This window comes from Pseudomonas sp. WS 5059 (assembly GCF_012985525.1).
Classification (GTDB): Bacteria; Pseudomonadota; Gammaproteobacteria; order Pseudomonadales; family Pseudomonadaceae; genus Aquipseudomonas.
The window spans coordinates 285466-305317 of record NZ_JAAQWO010000004.1 but is presented as its reverse complement, the minus strand read 5'-3'; the positions used below and the strand labels follow the sequence as shown (position 1 = coordinate 305317).

The 19852-nt window shown below is 61.8% G+C and carries 17 protein-coding genes and 1 pseudogene; 9 read left to right on the top strand and 9 right to left on the bottom strand.

Annotated features, from left to right (window positions below):
- Nucleotides 1-2: 2 nt before the first annotated feature.
- From HBO12_RS13780 to HBO12_RS13755, 6 genes and pseudogenes are all read right to left on the bottom strand, one after another.
- Nucleotides 3-1334, bottom strand: coding sequence for a type IV pilus secretin PilQ (locus HBO12_RS13780; RefSeq protein ID WP_170042560.1), 1332 nt, complete (start codon nt 1332-1334; stop codon nt 3-5).
- Between the two features lie 69 nt (nt 1335-1403).
- Nucleotides 1404-1829: pseudogene (locus tag HBO12_RS13775) on the bottom strand (pilus assembly protein PilP); the annotation flags it as partial.
- An 86-nt stretch (nt 1830-1915) separates the two neighbouring features.
- Entirely contained in the window at nt 1916-2536 is a 621-nt protein-coding gene (locus HBO12_RS13770; protein ID WP_169952385.1) for a type 4a pilus biogenesis protein PilO, read from the bottom strand.
- Complete coding sequence (locus HBO12_RS13765) at nt 2533-3084, bottom strand: PilN domain-containing protein (RefSeq protein WP_169952387.1); 552 nt, start codon at nt 3082-3084, stop codon at nt 2533-2535. Before HBO12_RS13765 ends, HBO12_RS13770 begins: the two co-directional genes overlap by 4 nt.
- Entirely contained in the window at nt 3084-3737 is a 654-nt protein-coding gene (gene pilM, locus HBO12_RS13760; RefSeq protein WP_170042387.1) for a type IV pilus biogenesis protein PilM, read from the bottom strand. The genes HBO12_RS13765 and pilM overlap by 1 nt, the downstream gene beginning before the upstream one ends.
- Before the next feature lie 25 nt (nt 3738-3762).
- Nucleotides 3763-3906 carry a hypothetical protein gene (locus tag HBO12_RS13755; protein ID WP_169952392.1) on the bottom strand — a complete coding sequence of 48 codons (144 nt, stop codon included), beginning with the start codon at nt 3904-3906 and terminating at the stop codon, nt 3763-3765.
- 51 nt (nt 3907-3957) lie between these two features.
- Here HBO12_RS13755 and HBO12_RS13750 point away from each other — a divergent pair, with 51 nt between their 5' ends.
- Complete coding sequence (locus tag HBO12_RS13750; protein ID WP_407073411.1) at nt 3958-6399, top strand: penicillin-binding protein 1A; 2442 nt, start codon at nt 3958-3960, stop codon at nt 6397-6399.
- 132 nt (nt 6400-6531) lie between these two features.
- Here the strand turns inward: HBO12_RS13750 and HBO12_RS13745 are convergent, their stop codons facing one another.
- The 3 genes from HBO12_RS13745 to rpmE all read right to left on the bottom strand — a co-directional run bounded on the left by HBO12_RS13745 (nt 6532) and on the right by rpmE (nt 9035).
- Nucleotides 6532-7800 carry a malic enzyme-like NAD(P)-binding protein gene (locus HBO12_RS13745; RefSeq protein ID WP_057958076.1) on the bottom strand — a complete coding sequence of 423 codons (1269 nt, stop codon included), beginning with the start codon at nt 7798-7800 and terminating at the stop codon, nt 6532-6534.
- Nucleotides 7801-7983: 183 nt separating this feature from the next.
- A complete protein-coding gene (locus HBO12_RS13740) occupies nt 7984-8790 on the bottom strand; it encodes a thermonuclease family protein (RefSeq protein ID WP_169952395.1) in 807 nt (268 codons plus the stop codon).
- 14 nt (nt 8791-8804) lie between these two features.
- The gene (gene rpmE / locus HBO12_RS13735) at nt 8805-9035 is read right to left on the bottom strand and encodes a 50S ribosomal protein L31 (protein WP_029296053.1); all 231 of its coding nucleotides are present in this window, start codon (nt 9033-9035) and stop codon (nt 8805-8807) included.
- A gap of 202 nt (nt 9036-9237) precedes the next feature.
- Here rpmE and HBO12_RS13730 point away from each other — a divergent pair, with 202 nt between their 5' ends.
- From HBO12_RS13730 to phaZ, 8 genes are all read left to right on the top strand, one after another.
- On the top strand, nt 9238-11457 hold the full coding sequence (locus tag HBO12_RS13730; RefSeq protein ID WP_170042386.1) for a primosomal protein N': 2220 nt from the start codon (nt 9238-9240) through the stop codon (nt 11455-11457).
- 204 nt (nt 11458-11661) lie between these two features.
- Nucleotides 11662-13398, top strand: a complete 1737-nt coding sequence (gene argS, locus HBO12_RS13725; protein WP_169952399.1) for an arginine--tRNA ligase — start codon at nt 11662-11664, stop codon at nt 13396-13398.
- Between the two features lies 1 nt (nt 13399).
- The gene (locus HBO12_RS13720) at nt 13400-14101 is read left to right on the top strand and encodes an SPOR domain-containing protein (RefSeq protein WP_029296044.1); all 702 of its coding nucleotides are present in this window, start codon (nt 13400-13402) and stop codon (nt 14099-14101) included.
- Nucleotides 14102-14356: 255 nt separating this feature from the next.
- Nucleotides 14357-14887 (top strand): ATP-dependent protease subunit HslV, encoded by a 531-nt coding sequence (gene hslV, locus HBO12_RS13715; protein ID WP_017738857.1) that lies wholly within the window; start codon nt 14357-14359, stop codon nt 14885-14887.
- A gap of 38 nt (nt 14888-14925) precedes the next feature.
- The gene (gene hslU / locus HBO12_RS13710; protein ID WP_169952401.1) at nt 14926-16263 is read left to right on the top strand and encodes an ATP-dependent protease ATPase subunit HslU; all 1338 of its coding nucleotides are present in this window, start codon (nt 14926-14928) and stop codon (nt 16261-16263) included.
- Between the two features lie 162 nt (nt 16264-16425).
- Nucleotides 16426-16803: a gamma-butyrobetaine hydroxylase family protein gene (locus tag HBO12_RS13705; RefSeq protein ID WP_169952404.1), complete on the top strand. Its 378-nt coding sequence runs from the start codon at nt 16426-16428 to the stop codon at nt 16801-16803.
- 250 nt (nt 16804-17053) lie between these two features.
- The gene (phaC, locus tag HBO12_RS13700; protein ID WP_169952406.1) at nt 17054-18733 is read left to right on the top strand and encodes a class II poly(R)-hydroxyalkanoic acid synthase; all 1680 of its coding nucleotides are present in this window, start codon (nt 17054-17056) and stop codon (nt 18731-18733) included.
- A gap of 194 nt (nt 18734-18927) precedes the next feature.
- The gene (gene phaZ / locus HBO12_RS13695; protein ID WP_029296035.1) at nt 18928-19785 is read left to right on the top strand and encodes a poly(3-hydroxyalkanoate) depolymerase; all 858 of its coding nucleotides are present in this window, start codon (nt 18928-18930) and stop codon (nt 19783-19785) included.
- Nucleotides 19786-19852 lie beyond the last annotated feature (67 nt).

Genomic DNA, 19852 nt, shown 5'->3' with positions numbered 1-19852 from the left:
AATCAACGACTCACAGCAATCGCCTGGTTATTCATAATACGCGGAGTCAGGAATACCAGCAGCTCGGATTTTCTTTGGGCAACGACATCACGCCGGAAAAGGCGGCCAAGATACGGCACATCGCCCAAAAATGGCACTTTATCTACCACCTTGCTCTGGTTTTTGGAGAAAACCCCGCCAAGGACGATGGTCTCGCCGTCCCTGACCAGCACCTTGGCGTTGACCTCGTTCTTCTTGATCGGCGGCACATCGTTGAGTTTGTTCAGGTAGTCCGGTTCATCCTTGGTCACCCGAACCTCCATGATTACCTGGTCGTCCGGAGTGATTTGCGGCGTCACCTCCAAAGAAAGCGAGGCTTCCTTGAACGAGACCGAGGTCGCCCCCTCGGACGTAGCTTCCTGGTAAGGAATCTCGGTACCCTTGAGAATCCGTGCGGTTTCCTTGTTGGACGTGACCACCTTGGGCTGGGAAATCACCTCGCCATTGCCGCCCTTCTCCATGGCGGTGAGCTCCAGGTCCAGCAGCACGTTATCGGTGATAAACGCGATGCCAAGGCCGGAGCTTGCATTGACGACGCCCAAGTCCACGAAGGGCGAGCTATCGGGAGACTCGCCATCCCCTGTCGGGCTTTTATCCACCCCGCCACCACTCCAGTTACCTTTATTGCGCAGCAACCCGCCCCAGCGCACCCCCACACTTTTGTCATAATCGACATTGGCTTCGACTATCCGCGCCTCGATCATCACCTGGCGCACCGGGATATCCAATTGATTGACGATGCGCCGCAGCTCCTCCAGACGCTCTCCCGTCTGGTAGGCAATGATGTTGTTGGTGCGATCGTCTACCGTCACCGAGCCACGCTCATCGGCCACCCCCTCAGGCCCGCTTACCGACTGGAACAGCTTGGCCAGCTCAGACGCCTTGGCGTAATTGACTTGCAGCAGCTCCCGGCGCAGGGGCGCCAGCTCGGTCATCAATTTGCGCGATTCCAGGGCCAGCAGCTCGCGGGCGGCCAGTTCTTCGGCCGGCGCCACCAGCAGCACATTGGCCGTCACACGCTTGTCGAGGCCCTTGGCTTGCAGCACCAGGTCCAGGGCCTGATCCCACGGCACGTCCTTGAGGCGCAGGGTAATCGAGCCGTGCACATCATCACCGGCCACCAGGTTAAGCCCGGCCACGTCGGCAATCTGCTGCAGTACTGCGCGGACCTCGATGTCCTGGAAGTTGAGGGAGAGCTTGTCGCCGCTAAACGGGCCACGCCCGCTACCCTGGGGCGAAGCACCGGGTGGTGGCAGGTGAATCAGGTCGATCCGATTGGGCACAGCCTCAGTCATCGGTGCCGTGAACGCTATCCATAGCGCCACACCGAAGGACGAAATAATCCTTTTCATTTTTTGCTTCCGTTATGAGTTCACGTTCAACACCAAGGTGCGCGGGCGCTCAAGCCAAGCGCCCTCGCCATCGGGGAAAAGTTCGACCAGCTCCAACTGACCTTCATGGATCCTCACGACGCGCCCATGATCGGCACCCAGGTAATCCCCCACCGCCAGGCGATGAACCCCTGACGCGCCGCGCAGCAGGGCAAATGTCTGCGCGCCCAGGGACAAGGTGCCGACCATCTGGAACTGGTCCACAGCAAACCCTTCGAGAAACTGCCGGGGGCGGTCGAGATCCGGGGCAGGCCCGGGCTTGCCGGTGGGACGACTGGCGGGTTGGTCCGGCGGCTGGAAAGGGTCACGCAAGGGAGTCGGGCTGGAGACAAAGCGTAGTCCCGCCAGTGTTGCAGGCGTTTCGTCAGCCAACGGCACTGCCTGCTGGCGAATCGCTTGCAACTCGGCGTTCAGCGCCTGCAATTGCGGATCACTGTCGCATCCAGCAAGCAAGACCAGGCCCAGGCCCGCAACCTTGAAGCGGCTCATGGTAATGCTCCCTGGTTGCCGTACCGGTAGGTCTTGGCGAGCATCGTCAGGCTCAGCAATGCGCCAGCCTGGGAATCCACAGGGCGAATGACAAAGTCATGCAGGGTCACGATCTGCGGCAACCCGGCCACGCCACTGATGAAGGCCAGCAGGTCGTGATAGGTGCCCACCAGCTTGAGCTGCATCGGCCGCTCGACGAACACCGGTTGCACCTGCTCGTCCAGCACACTGAGCTGTTCGACCAGCACCCCACTGACCTGACCCAGCCGGGCGAAGTCTTCCAGTAGGCCGGGCATTTGCGTGAGTGTCGGCATTTGGCGCAACTGTTCGGCAAAGGCAGTGCGCAGGGTTTCAAGCTCACGTACCACGCCCTCATGCTCGGCGGCTTGCCGGGCTTTGGCAGCAAACTGCTGGCGCAGCGTTATTTCTCCCGCCTCCTGGCGCTGCAAGACCTCACGGGCACCGCCCAGGTAGATAGCATCCCCCGCCGCCAGCACTAGCAAGGCAAGTACCGCGCCCAGCAGAATCCTGCCAGCCAAGGGCCAGTGGGCGATGTTGCGGTACAGCGTGGACAGTTGCAGGAGTGCCAGCCCTGACGGGCTGGACACAAGGCTCACCGCTGCGTCTCCTGGTGCTCCCCATGGTCCACCATCAACTGGAAGGCACTGCCGGCTGCGCCCTCCTCGGCCCTCACATGACGCAGATTGGGCGCCCGCAGGCTGTTGGAAGCCTCAAGGCTACGCATCAACCGCGCGACATCATCGTTGGACACCGCCGTGCCGGTGACTTGCACCGATGTGCCGCTGACGCTGACCTCGCTCAGTTGGATACCATCGGGCATCGCGCGGGCCAACTGCTCGAACAATTCCTGGCCCGATGCACGATGACCCTGGAGATCTTCGACCACCTTCATCCGCTCCATCAGTTGCTGGCGCTGTTCGCGCAGCTCGTCGATGGTCTTGATGCGCGAATCCAACACCGTGACTTGCTTGCTCAAGTGGTTGTTGCGGGCCACTTGTCGATCAATCGCCCGGTCAATGACCCGGTCGGCCAGCCATACGGCGGCCAATGCAATAGTGGTGATCACCAACAGGAAAATCAGGAAGAACTTGCGACGGCGCTCAGCGCGTTCTTCACGCCAGGGTAAAAGGTTGATTCTTGTCATCAATCGAAACTCCTGAGGGCCAAACCGCAGGCGACCCGCAATCCCTGGGCATCGGCAGCCCATTGTGCACTATTGATCCCACTCCCCGGCGCTATCCGGGCAACCACCTGGTCGGTCATCCGCGCCAGGGCAAACGCCTCTACATCCACCACTCGCGCAACCAGGCCGGCCAGGGCCAACACTGCTTCGCGCGCCTCCACCTGCTCCTTGAGGCACGCCACAAGCAGCACATCAACATAACCGGGTTCACGACCCGATGGGCCCTGGACCTGAAAATCAATTGCAACCTCATCTAACGGATAAGGAATGTACTGGTCGGCTTCACAGCGCAGGCGCTGCTCCATCTCGTCGGCCTCAAGCCCCGCCTCCAGCGCCACCACCCGGCTGATCACCGATGGCCCCGCCACGGCAACTGCCGCATGGGTGACCTGGGTCCGGGCCCGGAACAATGCCTTGGAAAGGGTCTGCGCGACAACCTCCAGATCAACGATATTACTGTCGAGCACCGCATGGCCAGGCAGAGGCTGGCTCGCATACGCGCGCACCGCATAGCCATCGCCGGCGCGGGCCAGCTCCAATATCTTCACGTTGCTGTCCTGGATGTCCACGCCCAGTACGGTATCGGCTTTTCGCCTGAAAAATCCCTTTTTCATAAAACTCCCTAAAGCTTTGCCTGTCTCAGGGCTGGTCAGTTCCGGGTTTGATGCATTCGGTCGGCTCGGTTGAGCGGCGCCCATGACGCTCCGAGGCGAAAAATGCTTTAATGCCCAGCGTTTTTTCCCGCTTTTTATCTGCAGGTCGGGTCGATACATCTTTAGTCATGCCTATCCCGACACCTAACTCATTCTTTTCTCTGGAAATCCAAAAGCCTTGATTCGTCTGCTGAAGTTTTTCGGGTACTCCTTCGTCGCTATCGTTTGCGGGCTGCTGCTCGTGTTCAGCGGCGCCTATCTCTACCTTAGTCCGGGATTGCCCTCGGTAGAGGCCCTGAGAAGTATCCAGTTGCAGATTCCTTTGCGGGTCTACAGCAGCGATGAAAAACTGATCGCGGAGTTCGGCGAAATGCGCCGCACCCCGATCCGTTTCGCCGACATTCCACCCAATTTCATCAATGCCCTGCTGTCGGCTGAAGACGATAATTTTGCCAACCACTATGGCGTGGACCCCAGCAGCCTGGTGCGCGCAGCCACGCAGCTGGTAAAAAGCGGACACATTCAATCGGGCGGCAGCACCATCACCATGCAGGTGGCGAAGAACTTCTTCCTCACCAGCGAGCGCAGCTTCTCGCGCAAGGCCACGGAAATCCTCCTGGCGCTGCAGATCGAACGCCAACTGACCAAGGATGAAATCCTTGAGCTGTACGTCAACAAGATCTACCTGGGCAACCGCGCCTATGGGATCGAGGCGGCGTCCCAGGTGTACTACGGCAAGTCGATTCGCGACGCCAGCCTGGCACAAATGGCCATGATTGCCGGCCTACCCAAGGCCCCGTCGCGCTTCAACCCGCTGGCCAACCCGGCCCGCAGCAAGGAGCGTCGCGACTGGATCCTGGGGCGCATGTACAAGCTGGGCAAGATCGACCAGAACGCCTATGAGACGGCGGTGGCCGAGCCGCTGAACGCCAGCTACCACGTGCCGACGCCAGAAGTCAGCGCACCGTACATCGCCGAGATGGCCCGCGCCGAAATGGTTGGCCGCTATGGCAGCGATGCCTACACCGAAGGTTTCCGCGTTACCACGACCATTCCGAGCAACTTGCAGGAAATCGCCAACCACGCGGTGCATGAAGGCCTGATCACCTATGACCAGCGCCACGGCTACCGTGGACCGGAATCGCGCCTGCCGGGCAAGACCCTGAGCGCCTGGACCGTCGAACTGGGCAAGCAGCGCTCCATCAGCGGCCTGGATCCAGCCATCGTCACCCAGGTAAAAAAGGATGGCGTGCAGGTCCTGACCCGCAGCGGCGAAGAACATGTGGCGTGGGACAGCATGAAGTGGGCGCGCCCCTTCCTGAACACCAACAGCATGGGGCCGATGCCCAAGCAGCCATCTGATGTGGCCCAGGTCGGTGACCTGATCCGCGTGCAGCGCCAGAAGGACGACAGCCTGAAATTCAGCCAAGTCCCGGTCGCCCAGGGCGCACTGGTCTCCCTGGACCCGCAGAACGGTGCAATCCGCGCCCTGGTCGGGGGCTTCGCCTTCGAGCAGAGCAACTACAACCGCGCCACCCAGGCCAAGCGCCAGCCGGGCTCCAGTTTCAAGCCATTTGTCTACAGTGCCGCGCTGGATAACGGCTACACCGCCGCCAGCCTGGTCAACGACGCGCCTATCGTGTTTGTCGACGAGTACCTGGACAAGGTCTGGCGCCCGAAGAACGACACCAACACTTTCCTCGGCCCGATCCGCGTGCGCGAGGCGCTGTACAAGTCGCGCAACCTGGTATCGATCCGCCTGCTGCAAGCGATGGGCGTGGGCAAGACCATCGACTACATGACCCGCTTCGGCTTCAACAAGCAGGACCTGCCGCCCAACCTGTCCCTGGCCCTGGGCACCGCGACCCTCACGCCAATGGAGATCGCCACCGGCTGGAGCGTATTCGCCAACGGCGGCTACAAGGTCACGCCGTACCTGATCGACAAGATCGAAAGCCGCAACGGCGACACGCTGTTTGTCGCCAACCCGCCGAGCGTGCCCAACGGCGTTGCCGCCAGCGATGGCCTGGCCGCGCCCGCCAATGGTGGCATCACCGTCGAGCCTGCGCCTGGCACGGCACCTACCGATGCCGCTTCTGCCCCGCAGGCACCGGCGGTGGCAGAGCGCGTGGTTGATGGGCGGACCACCTACATTCTTACCAGCATGCTGCAGGACGTGATCAAGCGCGGCACCGGCCGTCGCGCCCTGGCCCTGGGTCGCACGGACCTGGCAGGCAAGACCGGTACCACCAACGAATCCAAGGATGCGTGGTTCTCCGGCTACAACGCCGATTACATCACCACCGTCTGGACGGGTTACGACCAGCCAGAAAGCCTCGGTCGCCGCGAATACGGCGGCACCGTCGCCTTGCCGATCTGGATGAGTTACATGGGCGCCGCCCTCAAGGACAAGCCGGCTCACACCCAGGCCGAGCCGGAAGGCATCCTCAGCCTGCGCATCGACCCGATCAGCGGCCGCGCTGCAGCACCGGGCACGCCGAATGCGTACTTTGAACTGTTCAAGAGCGAAGACACGCCGCCGTCGATGAATGAACTGGGCAATGGCGTGGCACCGGGCAGCCCGCTGCCAGCGGATGAGTCGGCGCCAATCGATCTGTTCTGACAAACACAGATCCAATTGTGGCAGCGGGCCCGCTCCCACATTTTGACGGTGTACCCTCCCCCCGTTTTGCACAGCCACAAAAAAGCCCCGACTCGCAAGAGCCGGGGCTTTTTGTTGGTGCGCTACAACGGCTTAGCCGTTGAACACATCATCCACGCTTTGCAGCGGGTAGTTCTTCGGATACGGCAGGGTTGCCACACCTGTCTCGATGGCGGCCTTGGCCACGGCATCGGAGATCACGGTGATCAGGCGTTTGTCCATTGGCTTGGGAATGATGTACTCACGGCCAAATTCCAGCTTGGCGCCACCGTAGGCGTCGCATACGTCCTGAGGTACCGGCAGCTTGGCCAGTTCACGCAGGGCGTTGGCGGCAGCTACTTTCATCTCTTCGTTGATGCGCTTGGCGCGAACGTCCAGGGCGCCACGGAAGATGAACGGGAAGCCCAGTACGTTGTTGACCTGGTTCGGGTAGTCCGAACGGCCAGTGGCCATGATCACGTCGTTACGGGTGGCGTGCGCCAGTTCCGGGGCAATTTCCGGATCAGGGTTCGAGCAGGCGAACACGATCGGGTTGGCCGCCATGGACTTCAGGCCTTCGGCGCTCAGCAGGTTCGGGCCGGACAGGCCGACGAACACGTCAGCACCGTCAAGTGCGTCAGCCAGCGTGCGCTTGGAGGACGGGTGGGCAAACATCGCCTTGTACTGGTTCAGGTCGGTACGCTCGGACTGGATCACGCCCTTGCTGTCGACCATGTAGATGTTTTCAAGCCGGGCACCCATGCTCACGATCAGCTTCATGCACGAGATGGCCGCGGCACCGGCGCCCAGGCAGACGATTTTCGCGTCGGACAGGGTTTTGCCAGCGATTTCCAGGGCGTTGATCATGCCGGCCGCAGTAACGATCGCGGTGCCGTGCTGGTCATCGTGGAATACCGGGATGTCGCACTGTTCGATCAGGGCCTTTTCGATCTCGAAGCACTCAGGTGCCTTGATGTCTTCCAGGTTGATGCCACCGAAGGTGATGGAGATGCGCTTGACGGTGTCGATGAAGGCTTGCGGGCTTTCGGAGTCGACTTCGATGTCGAATACGTCGATGCCGGCAAAGCGCTTGAACAGCACGCCCTTGCCTTCCATCACTGGCTTGGAAGCCAATGGGCCGAGGTTACCCAGGCCGAGAATCGCGGTGCCATCAGAAATCACTGCAACCAGATTGCCCTTGCCGGTGTATTTGTAGGCCAGTTCAGGATCGCGGGCGATTTCACGCACGGGCTCGGCTACACCGGGGCTGTACGCCAGCGACAGGTCGCGTGCGGTAGCAGTGGCTTTGGTGAGCTCGACACTCAGCTTTCCTGGACGAGGATGGGCATGATATTCGAGAGCGGCAGTTTTCAAATCAGACATATCGGCATTCCGCTTTTTACTGTTGGACGACGGACCGCCGAGGATACTCGTGTCGCAAAGTCCCTACAAGACTGGGCAGTCACCGGTGTCAAGGGCCCTGCCCTACGACTTTCGGCCAAGAGCCACGGGATACAAGGCCTACAACTGTTCACAATCGACTGAAAAAATGTCTACAATTTTTTCTTATTGTGCCAATTGCAGCATGCCGGGATCGGTCAAGGGGAGCAGCCAGCGTGCCTGGCCACTTTTCAGGCCACCACGTCGGGAACGGTCCAGCACCCAGCCACGAGCCTCGACCTCCTGGCCTTGCAGGCGCTTGAGCAGGGCGTTATCAAATTGCCCGACCAGATTGGGTGCAACCCGTAATACCAGTGAGTCCTGCAATTCGATCCAGATCCCGCCGCGATTGCGTTCGACCTTGCTCACGCGCCCGCTGACCACGGCGAAGCCCGACTGCTGGATTTGCCCGGCTTTCTGCACAGGCGACTGGCGCCACAGACCCAACCTGGCCGCCCGCGCACTGCGCTCGGCGGCTTGCTGGCAGGCGACCAGATCGACATTGGGCGCCACCGCCACCAGGAACCCGAGGCCCTCGGCGAGCAGTTGCGCCTCCAGATTCGCACCGTTGGCCCCATAAAGGTGCGCCAGGGTTCGCCCATAACGGTCCTTGCCCTCGCGACCCGACACCAAGCCGACCCGACCACCACTGGCATCCACCAGCCCTTGCAGGCGTTGGCGCGCGGCCACGGCGAATGGCTCGTCCGGGCGGCCTTTCTTGCCGGTCTCCGGGGCGTTGACGCCGATCATGCGCACACTGCGCCCGTCCTTGAGACGGACGGTGTCGCCATCCACCACGCGCTGCACCTCGACGGCGCTGACCGAGGCCGGCGCTGGGCAAAACACCTCGGCCTGGGCGGCCGACAGCCAAATCGCGGGCACAAAAAAGGCGCCCACAAGGGACGCCTTCTTCATAAGCAGGTAAAAGCCCATCAGGCTTTCGAACCTTACTCTGCAGCAGCTGGAGCTTTCTTGCCGAAAGCGCCGAAACGGTCGGCGAAGCGCTGTACACGGCCGCCAGTATCCAGAGTCTTCTGCTTACCGGTGTAGAACGGGTGGCACTCGTTGCATACGTCAGTACCCAGTGGCTTGCACAGGTTCGAACGAGTTTCGAACTTGTTGCCGCAGCTGCAAGTAACTTGGATGGTTTCGTACGCTGGATGGATATCGGCTTTCATGGTGTCTTCCTCAGGCTAGCGTGCCGCCACTCGACACTATTGTCGAATACCGCACGTAATTAGGCCGCGGATTCTACCAGAGCTTTTTAATCACGCAAGCGCCGCCATGCCCCCTTTCATCAGAAACTGTGGCAGGACACTCCCCTGCGGGTCTGCTAGGCTCGCGCCCTTCTTCACCGTCTGCCATATGAGAACCTCCCGCGTGCCCGACGCCATTTTGCGCCTCGCCCTGCCCTCGCCCCTGCGCCGCCTCTTCGACTATCGGGCGCCTGCGGGTGTCGTAAGGTCGCAGTTGCAGCCGGGGATGCGCGTGCGCGTACCGTTTGGCCGGCGGGAGATGATCGGGATTCTGATCGAAGTGGCGGACCACAGCGAAGTGCCGGCAGAAAAGCTCAAGCCGGCCCTGGCCATCCTGGACGCCACGCCGCCACTGCCGGCGTCGCTGTTCAAGCTGTGCCTGTGGACTTCCCAGTATTACCAGCACAGCCTGGGCGACACCTTGAGCTGGGCGTTGCCAGTGCTGTTGCGCCAGGGCGAGCTGGCCGAGACCCGCCAGGAGCGCTTCTGGTCGATAACGCCCGGCGCGCGCCTGGACGACCCGCGCATCGCCCGCGCCCCGCGCCAGCGCGAGGCCCTGGCCACCCTGGCGCAGCATCCACATGGCGTGGCGCACCAATTGCTGAGCAAACTGATGCTGAGCAAGGACAGCCTCGACCTGCTGCTGGCCAAGGACCTGGTGCAGGTGGAAATCCGCCGCCACGCCCCCGGCGAGCGCCACGAGCACTGGCTGGCCCAACCGGAACTGCCACTGAACCCGGAGCAGCGCGCCGCGTTTGAGGCCATCAGCGCCGGCACCGACAGCTTCCACGCGTTCCTGCTGGCCGGCGTCACCGGCAGCGGCAAGACCGAAGTCTATTTGCAACTGATCCGCGAAACCCTGGAAGCCGGCAAGCAGGCCCTGGTGCTGATCCCCGAGATCAACCTCGGCCCCCAGACCCTGGCGCGCTTCGAGCAGCGTTTCAATGCGCGGATCGCCCTGGTGCACTCGGCCGTCAACGACCGCGAGCGCCTGGAATCCTGGCTGGCCGCCCGGGACGGCGAGGCCGACATTATTATCGGCACCCGTTCGGCGCTGTTCACGCCGATGAAAAATCCCGGCCTGATCATCATCGACGAAGAACACGACGGCTCTTATAAACAGCAGGAAGGCCTGCGCTACCACGCCCGCGACCTGGCCCTGGTGCGCGCCCGCCAGGAAAACATCCCGATTGTGCTGGGCTCGGCCACGCCCTCCCTGGAGAGCCTGCACAACGCCTACACCGGGCGCTACGGCCTGCTGCGCCTCAACGAGCGCGCGGGCGGCGCCAAGCAACCGCGCTTCCTGCGCCTGGATGTGAAAAGCCGGCCACTGGACAGCGGCATCTCCGGGCCGATGCAGCAAGCCATCGGCCAGACCCTGGCGGCCGGCCAGCAAGTGCTGGTGTTCCTCAATCGCCGGGGCTTTGCGCCGACCCTGCTGTGCCACGACTGCGGCTGGATGTCCGAGTGCAACCGCTGCGATGCGCGCATGACCGTGCACCAGCGCTCCGGCGAGCTGCGCTGCCATCACTGCGGCCATGTGGAGCGGGTCCCGCGCCACTGCCCGCAATGCGGAAAAGTCGACCTGCGGCCCGTGGGCGCAGGCACCGAGCGCGCCGAGGAACGCCTGGGGATTCTGTTTCCGGACTTCCCGGTACTGCGGGTGGACCGCGACAGTACGTCGCGCAAGGATGCGATGAACCAGCTGTTCGCCACCATCCAGAAAGGCCAGCCGTGCATCCTGGTCGGCACGCAGATGCTTGCTAAAGGCCATCACTTCCCACGGGTGACCCTGGTCTCGATCCTGGATGCCGACGGCGGGCTGTTCTCCGGGGACTTCCGCGCCAGCGAACGCATGGCGCAACTGATCGTGCAGGTCGCAGGCCGCGCCGGGCGCGCCGAAGAGCCTGGCAAAGTGATCATCCAGACCCACCTGGCCGACCACCCCCTGCTGATTCAACTGACAGAACAAGGCTATTTCGCCTTCGCCGAGCAGGCGTTGAGCGAGCGTCGCTCCGCCGGCTTGCCGCCCTTTGCGCACCTTGCGCTGTTGCGCGCCGAGGCCCATAAACCGGGGCAGGCCGAAGGTTTCCTGGACGAGGCATGCAGCGCCGCTGAACGTTTGCTCGGTGAGCTGGGTCTGAGCGGCATCGAGTTGCTGGGCCCTGTGCCAGCACCGATGGAGCGCCGCGCCGGACGTTATCGCGCTCAGCTCCTGTTGCAAGCCACCGCCCGCGCACCGCTGCATCGGCTATTAAGTAGCTGGTTACTTGCGCTGGAGCAAATGCCCAGCGGGCGACAGGTGCGATGGTCGTTGGATGTCGATCCGGTGGATTTGTACTGATATATAAATTGCTATCGCAGGCAGGCCGGCTCCCACATTTGACGGTATTCACACATCAAAATGTGGGAACGGGCTTGCCCGCGATGAGGCCCGCAGGTCCAGTAACGGACCTTGAAGGTTGGCAAGCCCGCCCTCGCACCGGATAATGTCCAGTTTTTCCACCTGCGCATCGCGCACCGCCGCTTGCGGTCGAAAGAGAACACCATGAAAGACACAATTCGCCAGTTGATCCAACAAGCCCTCACCCAACTCGTCAACGAAGGTGTGTTGCCTGAAGGCCTGACGCCGGCGATCCAGGTGGAAAACTCTCGAGACAAGACCCACGGCGACTTCGCCAGCAACATCGCAATGATGCTGGCCAAGCCTGCGGGCATGAAACCACGCGACCTCGCGGAAAAAATCATTGCCGCGCTGCCGGCCGACCCACAGGTCAGCAAGGCCGAAATCGCCGGCCCAGGCTTTATCAATATTTTCCAGAACACCCAGGCCCTGGCTTCACGCCTGGACGCCGCCCTGGCCGACGCCAAGATCGGCGTGCGCAAGGCCGGCCCGCTGCAGCGCGTGGCCATCGACCTGTCGGCCCCCAACCTGGCCAAGGAAATGCACGTCGGCCACCTGCGCTCGACCATCATTGGCGACGGCGTGGCGCGGGTCCTGGAGTTTCTTGGCGACACCGTGATCCGCCAGAACCACGTGGGCGACTGGGGCACCCAGTTCGGCATGCTGATGGCGTACCTGCAAGAGAACCCCATCACCAGCAACGAGCTGTCGGACCTGGAAAACTTCTACCGCGCCGCCAAGAAGCGCTTTGACGAATCCGAAGAGTTCGCCAACCGCGCCCGTGGCCTGGTGGTCAAGCTGCAGGCCGGCGACCCGGAATGCCTGGAGCTGTGGGCACGTTTCCGCGATATTTCCCTGTCCCACTGCCAGAAAATCTACGAACTGCTGAACGTCAAGCTGACCATGGCCGACGTGATGGGCGAAAGTGCCTACAACGACGACCTGATCAACGTAGTCAACGACCTCAAGGCCAAGGGCCTGCTGGTCGAGAGCAACGGCGCCCAGTGTGTGTTCCTCGACGAATTCAAGACCGCCGACGGCGAGCCGCTGCCGGTGATCATCGTCAAGGCCGACGGCGGCTATCTGTACGCCACCACCGACCTGGCGGCCGTGCGCTACCGCAGCGGCGTGCTCAAGGCCGACCGTGCGCTGTATTTCGTCGACCAGCGCCAGGCCCTGCACTTCCAGCAAGTGTTCGAAGTGGCGCGCCGCGCCGGTTTCGTCACCCACCCGATGCACATGGAACACATGGGCTTTGGCACCATGAACGGCGCCGATGGCCGCCCGTTCAAGACCCGCGACGGCGGCACCGTGAAGCTGATCGACCTGCTGAACGAAGCCCAGGAGCGTGCCTACAACCTGGTGAAGGAAAAGAACCCGGAACTGGCGGAAGCCGAGCTGCGCAATATCGCCCGGGTGGTGGGCATCGGCGCGGTGAAATACGCCGACCTGTCCAAGCATCGCACCAGCGACTACAGCTTCAACTTCGAGCTGATGCTCAACTTCGAAGGCAACACCGCGCCGTACCTGCTGTATGCCTACACCCGTGTGGCGGGCGTGTTCCGCAAGCTGGGCAAGGATTTCAGCGAAGTCGACGGCCAGATCATCCTGCAAGCGCCGCAAGAGCACGACCTGGCCGCCAAGCTGGCGCAGTTCGGCGAAGTGCTCAACAGCGTGGGCGAGAAAGGTACGCCGCACATTTTGTGCACCTACCTGTATGAAGTCGCCGGGTTGTTCTCCAGCTTCTACGAGAACTGCCCGATCCTGAGCGCCGACGACGAAACGCAAAAGCAAAGCCGCCTGCGCCTCGCCGCACTGGCTGGACGGACCCTCAAGCAAGGCCTGGAACTGTTGGGCCTGGAAACTCTGGAGCGTATGTAAGTTGGCAGCCAAGAAAAAACCTGCACCCAAGCGCGGCGCCAGCCGCTACCAGGCACCGGCCAAACAACCGATCCCGGGCTGGATGTGGCTGGCCATCGGCCTGTCGGTCGGTGCGTTTATCGTGTTCCTGATGAAACTGGAGCCGGGCCAGGGCGAAGACGTCAAGCGGGTCAAGCAGGAGCAGCAGAAGGCCAGCAAGATCGCCGAAGCGAACAAGACACCGCCGAGCCCAACCGCGCCTGTGAAGCCGAAATACGACTTCTATACGCTGCTGCCGGAATCGGAAGTGATCGTGCCGCAAGACGCCGTGCCGGAGAAAACCCTGCCGACGCCGCAAGTGCCGACCACCCCGGTAACCCCGGCGGAAGCAGCCAAGATCGACACCGCACGAGCCCAGGCGGCGTTGGCCGGGATTACCCCGCCGCCGGCACCACCGGTTGCCACTACCAAGGCGGCACCGGTCACCAAGTTCTTCCTGCAGGCAGGCTCGTTCCCCAAGCAGGCGGATGCGGACCGGGTGCGGGCGCAGATTATCCTGCTCGGGCAGACGGTGACTGTGGAATCCGGGACGGTGAAGGAAGCGACCTGGTATCGCGTGCTGGTGGGACCGTTCAGCAATCGTGAACAGCTGACCGTGGCCCAGAAGCAACTGGCGGGCGCGGGCTTTAGCAACCTGTTGTTACAACAACGCCAGAGCCGTTGAGCCACAGGCAACATGGATCAGATGTGGGAGCTGGCTTGCCTGCGATGACGGTGTATCAGTCAATATTTTCAGTGACGGGTGCACCGCGATCGCAGGCAAGCCAGCTCCCACATTGGTTTTATAGTGCTCTTGAGCTTGTGCCGGCCCGCTAGACACCACTCGTCCGCGCACCCTTCCTACGGTTGAAATCTCCCCCGCCACCCCCATATGAGTTCCATCAGGGCATTTTCGCCCCGCAGCGTGGAGACTCTCCCCTTGACCACCATCGTTTCAGTTCGTCGCCACGGCAAAGTCGTCATGGGCGGCGACGGCCAGGTTTCCCTTGGTAATACCGTGATGAAAGGCAACGCCAAAAAAGTGCGCCGCCTGTACCACGGCCAGGTCCTCGCCGGTTTTGCAGGTGCCACCGCTGACGCCTTTACCTTATTCGAACGCTTTGAAGGCCAACTGGAAAAACACCAGGGCCATCTGGTGCGTGCCGCCGTCGAACTGGCCAAGGAGTGGCGCACCGATCGCTCCCTCAGCCGCCTCGAAGCCATGCTCGCCGTCGCCAACAAAGACGCCTCCTTGATCATCACCGGCAACGGTGACGTGGTGGAGCCCGAGAACGGCCTGATCGCCATGGGTTCCGGCGGTGGCTATGCCCAGGCCGCAGCCAGCGCCCTGCTGAAAAAAACCGACCTGTCGGCCCGGGAAATCGTCGAGACCGCCCTCGGTATCGCCGGCGATATCTGCGTGTTCACCAACCACAACCTGACCATTGAGGAGCAGGACCTCGCGGAATAAGCCGTCGGCTTGTTCCTGCTTGAGGACCACACACCACTATGTCCATGACTCCCCGCGAAATCGTCCACGAACTCAATCGCCATATCATCGGCCAGGACGATGCCAAGCGCGCCGTTGCCATCGCCCTGCGTAACCGCTGGCGCCGGATGCAACTGCCCGAAGAATTGCGCGTTGAAGTAACCCCCAAGAACATCCTGATGATCGGCCCGACCGGTGTCGGCAAGACCGAGATCGCCCGGCGCCTGGCCAAGCTGGCCAACGCACCGTTCATCAAGGTCGAAGCGACCAAGTTCACCGAAGTCGGCTATGTGGGCCGCGACGTCGAGTCGATCATCCGTGATCTGGCCGACGCCGCCCTGAAACTTTTGCGCGAACAGGAAATGACCAAGGTCAGCCACCGCGCCGAAGACGCCGCCGAAGAACGCATCCTCGACGCCCTGCTGCCACCGGCACGCACGGGCTTCAATGAAGACGCCGCCCCCGCCTCGGATTCCAACACGCGCCAGCTGTTCCGCAAGCGCCTGCGTGAAGGCCAGTTGGACGACAAGGAAATCGAGATCGAAGTCGCCGAAAGCGCCGGCGTCGACATCTCTGCACCGCCCGGCATGGAAGAAATGACCAGCCAGCTGCAGAACCTGTTCGCCAACATGGGCAAGGGCAAGAAGAAAAACCGCAAGCTCAAGGTCAAGGACGCGCTCAAGCTGGTGCGTGACGAAGAAGCCGGGCGCCTGGTCAACGAGGAAGAGCTCAAGGCCAAGGCCCTGGAAGCGGTCGAGCAGCACGGCATCGTGTTTATCGACGAGATCGACAAGGTGGCCAAGCGCGGCAATTCCGGTGGCGTCGATGTATCCCGCGAAGGCGTGCAGCGCGACCTGCTGCCGCTGATCGAAGGCTGCACGGTCAATACCAAGCTGGGCATGGTCAAGACTGACCACATCCTGTTTATCGCTTCCGGTGCGTTCCACCTGAGCAAGCCCAGCGACCTGGTGCCCGAGCTGCAAGGCCGCCTGCCGATTCGCGTGGAGCTCAAGGCCCTGACGCCGGGCGACTTCGAACGCATCCTCAGCGAACCGCATGCTTCGCTGACCGAGCAATACCGCGAGCTGCTCAAAACCGAAGGCCTGGGGATCGAGTTCCTGCCGGATGGCATCAAGCGCCTGGCGGAAATTGCCTGGCAGGTCAACGAGAAGACCGAGAACATCGGCGCCCGTCGCCTGCACACCCTGCTTGAGCGCCTGCTTGAGGAAGTGTCCTTCAGCGCCGGCGACATGGCGGGCGCGCAGAATGGCGTGGCAATCAGGATCGACGCCGACTACGTCAACAGCCACCTGGGCGAATTGGCGCAGAACGAAGACCTGTCTCGTTATATCCTGTAAGCCTTACGCAGGAACCGCTCTGCTTTAATGTGGGAGCGGGCTTGCTCGCGAATGCGGTGGGTCAGTTTATGCAACGGTGACTGACCCACCGCATTCGCGAGCAAGCCCGCTCCCACATTTTAAAGCCGGTTCCTTCAGGATCATCTCTGAGCGGTTCCCCAAATGACCAAACTGCCTACCGCCATCAACCTGCACAAAGCCTCCAAGACCCTCTCGCTGACCTACGGCCCCGACGAGGTCTATCACCTGAGCGCCGAACTGCTGCGGGTCCACTCCCCTTCCGCCGAGGTCCAGGGCCACGGCAAACCGATCCTGCAATTTGGCAAGCTGAATGTCGGCCTGACCAAGATCGAACCTGCCGGGCAGTACGCACTGAAATTGACCTTCGACGACGGTCATGACAGCGGACTGTTCACTTGGGACTACCTCTACCAACTCGCCGTACGTCAGGACGAGCTGTGGGCCGATTATCTTGCCGAGCTCAAGGCGGCCGGAAAAACCCGCGACCCGAGCCAGTCCGTCGTCAAGCTGATGCTCTAACTCAAGCCTCTTGCTCATTAGTGGGCATTTTCTAATTTCATCTGCTTGAATGCCCCTCCGTGTGGCCAAAGATTGGCCCGCTTGCGAAAAAAATTAAACTCGGGTAACCAATGGAATTGGCAAGTTCCCTGCATTTGACGATGCGGTATTTACGGTCACCCGAGCAGCAGTACCAGGCTTGTGTTGTGCCTCGATAATTGGGAGCACAGCGGTACCCGGTACTCGTCTTTCGGACAATGGAGCGTCGTAGATGAGTAACAAGAATAACGATGACTTGAAACGCCAGGCCTCGGAAAACACCCTGGGGCTCAACCCGATCATCGCATTACGGAAAAAGGATTTACTGGCTTCTGCGCGCATGGTGCTGACCCAGGCCATCAAGCAACCGCTGCACAGCGTCAAGCACGTCGCCCACTTTGGCGTCGAATTGAAGAATGTGGTGTTCGGCAAGTCCGAGCTTGCCCCCGAGAGCGATGACCGTCGCTTCAATGACCCGGCGTGGAGCCAGAACCCGCTCTACAAACGCTACCTGCAAACCTATCTGGCGTGGCGCAAGGAGCTGCACGACTGGATCGGCGACAGCAACCTGTCGGAGCAGGACATCAGCCGCGGCCACTTCGTCATCAACCTGATGACCGAGGCCATGGCACCGACCAACAGCGCCGCTAACCCGGCCGCCGTCAAACGCTTCTTTGAAACCGGTGGCAAGAGCCTGCTCGATGGCCTCTCGCACCTGGCCAAGGACCTGGTGCACAACGGCGGCATGCCGAGCCAGGTGAACATGGGCGCCTTTGAAGTGGGCAAGAGCCTGGGCACCAGCGAAGGCGCGGTGGTGTTTCGCAATGACGTGCTGGAGCTGATCCAGTACAAGCCGATCACCGAACAGGTGTACGAGCGCCCGCTGCTGGTGGTGCCGCCGCAGATCAACAAGTTTTATGTGTTCGACCTGAGCCCGGACAAGAGCCTGGCGCGTTTCTGTCTGCGCAATAATCAGCAAACCTTTATCGTCAGTTGGCGCAACCCCACCAAGGCCCAGCGCGAATGGGGCCTGTCGACCTATATCGAAGCGCTGAAAGAGGCGGTCGATGTGGTCACGGCGATTACCGGCAGCAAGGACATCAACATGCTCGGCGCCTGTTCGGGCGGCATCACCTGCACCGCGCTGCTGGGCCACTACGCGGCGCTGGGCGAGAAGAAGGTCAACGCCCTGACCTTGCTGGTGAGCGTGCTGGACACCACCCTCGACACCCAGGTGGCCCTGTTCGTCGACGAGCAGACCCTGGAAGCGGCCAAGCGCCATTCGTATCAGGCCGGCGTGCTGGAAGGCCGGGACATGGCCAAGGTATTTGCCTGGATGCGCCCCAATGACCTGATCTGGAACTACTGGGTCAACAACTACCTGCTGGGCAATGAGCCGCCGGTGTTCGACATCCTGTTCTGGAACAACGACACCACGCGCCTGCCGGCAGCCTTCCACGGCGACTTGATCGAACTGTTCAAAAACAACCCGCTGGTGCGGGCCAATGCCCTGGAAGTGTGCGGCACCCCGATTGACCTCAAGCAGGTGACAGCCGACATCTACTCGCTGGCGGGCACCAACGACCACATCACGCCGTGGCAGTCCTGCTACAAGTCGGCGCAGTTGTTTGGCGGCAAGGTCGAGTTCGTGCTGTCCAGCAGCGGGCATATCCAGAGCATCCTCAACCCGCCCGGCAACCCCAAGGCGCGCTACCAGACCAGCGAGAGCATGGGCGAGAAGGCATTGGACTGGCAGGAAAATGCCACCAAGCATACCGACTCGTGGTGGCTGCACTGGCAGGGCTGGGTGGGTGAGCGTTCAGGCAAGCTCAAGAAGTCCCCTACGATTTTGGGTAACAAGACCTACGCAGCAGCAGAGGCTGCGCCAGGCACATACGTTCACGAGCGCTAAGGCCACACTTTTGTGTGATTGCAATGAGATCAAATGTGGGAACTCGGTCAGGGTGGGAGCGGGCTTGCTCGCGATGCAGGCAACACGGTGTATCTGTCAGGCCGAGTTGATGCCATCGCGGGCAAGCCCGCTCCCACACACACCTGCTCCCGCATGGGCCGCATTCCAGCAGTAACACTTCACAGGGCTTGAGCATGCCGCAACCGTTCATCTTCCGTACCATCGACCTGGATGGCCAGACCATCCGCACGGCGGTACGACCGGGCAAGTCTCACTTGACGCCATTGCTGATTTTCAACGGCATCGGCGCCAACCTTGAGCTGGTGTTTCCGTTCGTCCAGGCTCTGGACCCGGACCTGGAAGTGATTGCCTTCGACGTACCCGGCGTCGGCGGGTCGTCGACACCCAGCCGCCCCTATCGTTTTCCCGGCCTGGCCAAACTCACCGCGCGCATGCTCGATTACCTGGACTATGGCCAGGTCAATGCCGTGGGGGTTTCCTGGGGCGGCGCCCTGGCGCAGCAGTTTGCCTACGACTACCCGGAACGCTGCAAAAAGCTGATCCTCGCCGCCACCGCCGCCGGCGCCTTTATGGTGCCCGGCAAGCCGAAAGTGCTATGGCTGATGGCCAGCCCGCGGCGCTACATCCAACCGTCCCATGTGGTGCGTATCGCACCGATGATTTATGGCGGCTCGTTCCGCCGCGACTCGAAACTGGCCGCCGAACACGCGAGCAAGGTGCGCTCGGCCGGCAAGCTGGGCTACTACTGGCAACTGTTTGCGGGCCTGGGCTGGACCAGCATTCACTGGCTGCACAAGATCAAGCAACCGACCCTGGTACTGGCCGGCGACGACGACCCACTGATCCCGCTGGTCAACATGCGCATGCTGGCCTGGCGCATTCCCAATGCCCAACTGCACATCATCGACGATGGCCATCTGTTCCTGATCACCCGGGCCGAAGCCGTGGCACCGATCATCATGAAGTTTCTCCAGGAGGAACGCCTGCGTGCGGTGATCCATCCGCAGCCGGCGCCCTATAGCAACACCTGAGCGGTATCGGGTCAGGACGACCCCTACGCGCAACTTGGCCAGAACCGACTATGGTTCTGAATTGGCG

Coding starts and splice junctions, on each gene's coding strand:
- HBO12_RS13755 (WP_169952392.1), bottom strand. CDS start 3,906: ATGACTAAAGATGTATCGACCCGACCTGCAGATAAAAAGCGGGAAAAA.
- HBO12_RS13705 (WP_169952404.1), top strand. CDS start 16,426: ATGACCAAACTGCCTACCGCCATCAACCTGCACAAAGCCTCCAAGACC.
- hslU (WP_169952401.1), top strand. CDS start 14,926: ATGTCCATGACTCCCCGCGAAATCGTCCACGAACTCAATCGCCATATC.
- pilM (WP_170042387.1), bottom strand. CDS start 3,737: ATGAAAAAGGGATTTTTCAGGCGAAAAGCCGATACCGTACTGGGCGTG.
- HBO12_RS13745 (WP_057958076.1), bottom strand. CDS start 7,800: ATGTCTGATTTGAAAACTGCCGCTCTCGAATATCATGCCCATCCTCGT.
- rpmE (WP_029296053.1), bottom strand. CDS start 9,035: ATGAAAGCCGATATCCATCCAGCGTACGAAACCATCCAAGTTACTTGC.
- argS (WP_169952399.1), top strand. CDS start 11,662: ATGAAAGACACAATTCGCCAGTTGATCCAACAAGCCCTCACCCAACTC.
- phaZ (WP_029296035.1), top strand. CDS start 18,928: ATGCCGCAACCGTTCATCTTCCGTACCATCGACCTGGATGGCCAGACC.
- HBO12_RS13765 (WP_169952387.1), bottom strand. CDS start 3,084: ATGACAAGAATCAACCTTTTACCCTGGCGTGAAGAACGCGCTGAGCGC.
- phaC (WP_169952406.1), top strand. CDS start 17,054: ATGAGTAACAAGAATAACGATGACTTGAAACGCCAGGCCTCGGAAAAC.
- HBO12_RS13740 (WP_169952395.1), bottom strand. CDS start 8,790: ATGGGCTTTTACCTGCTTATGAAGAAGGCGTCCCTTGTGGGCGCCTTT.
- HBO12_RS13780 (WP_170042560.1), bottom strand. CDS start 1,334: ATGACTGAGGCTGTGCCCAATCGGATCGACCTGATTCACCTGCCACCA.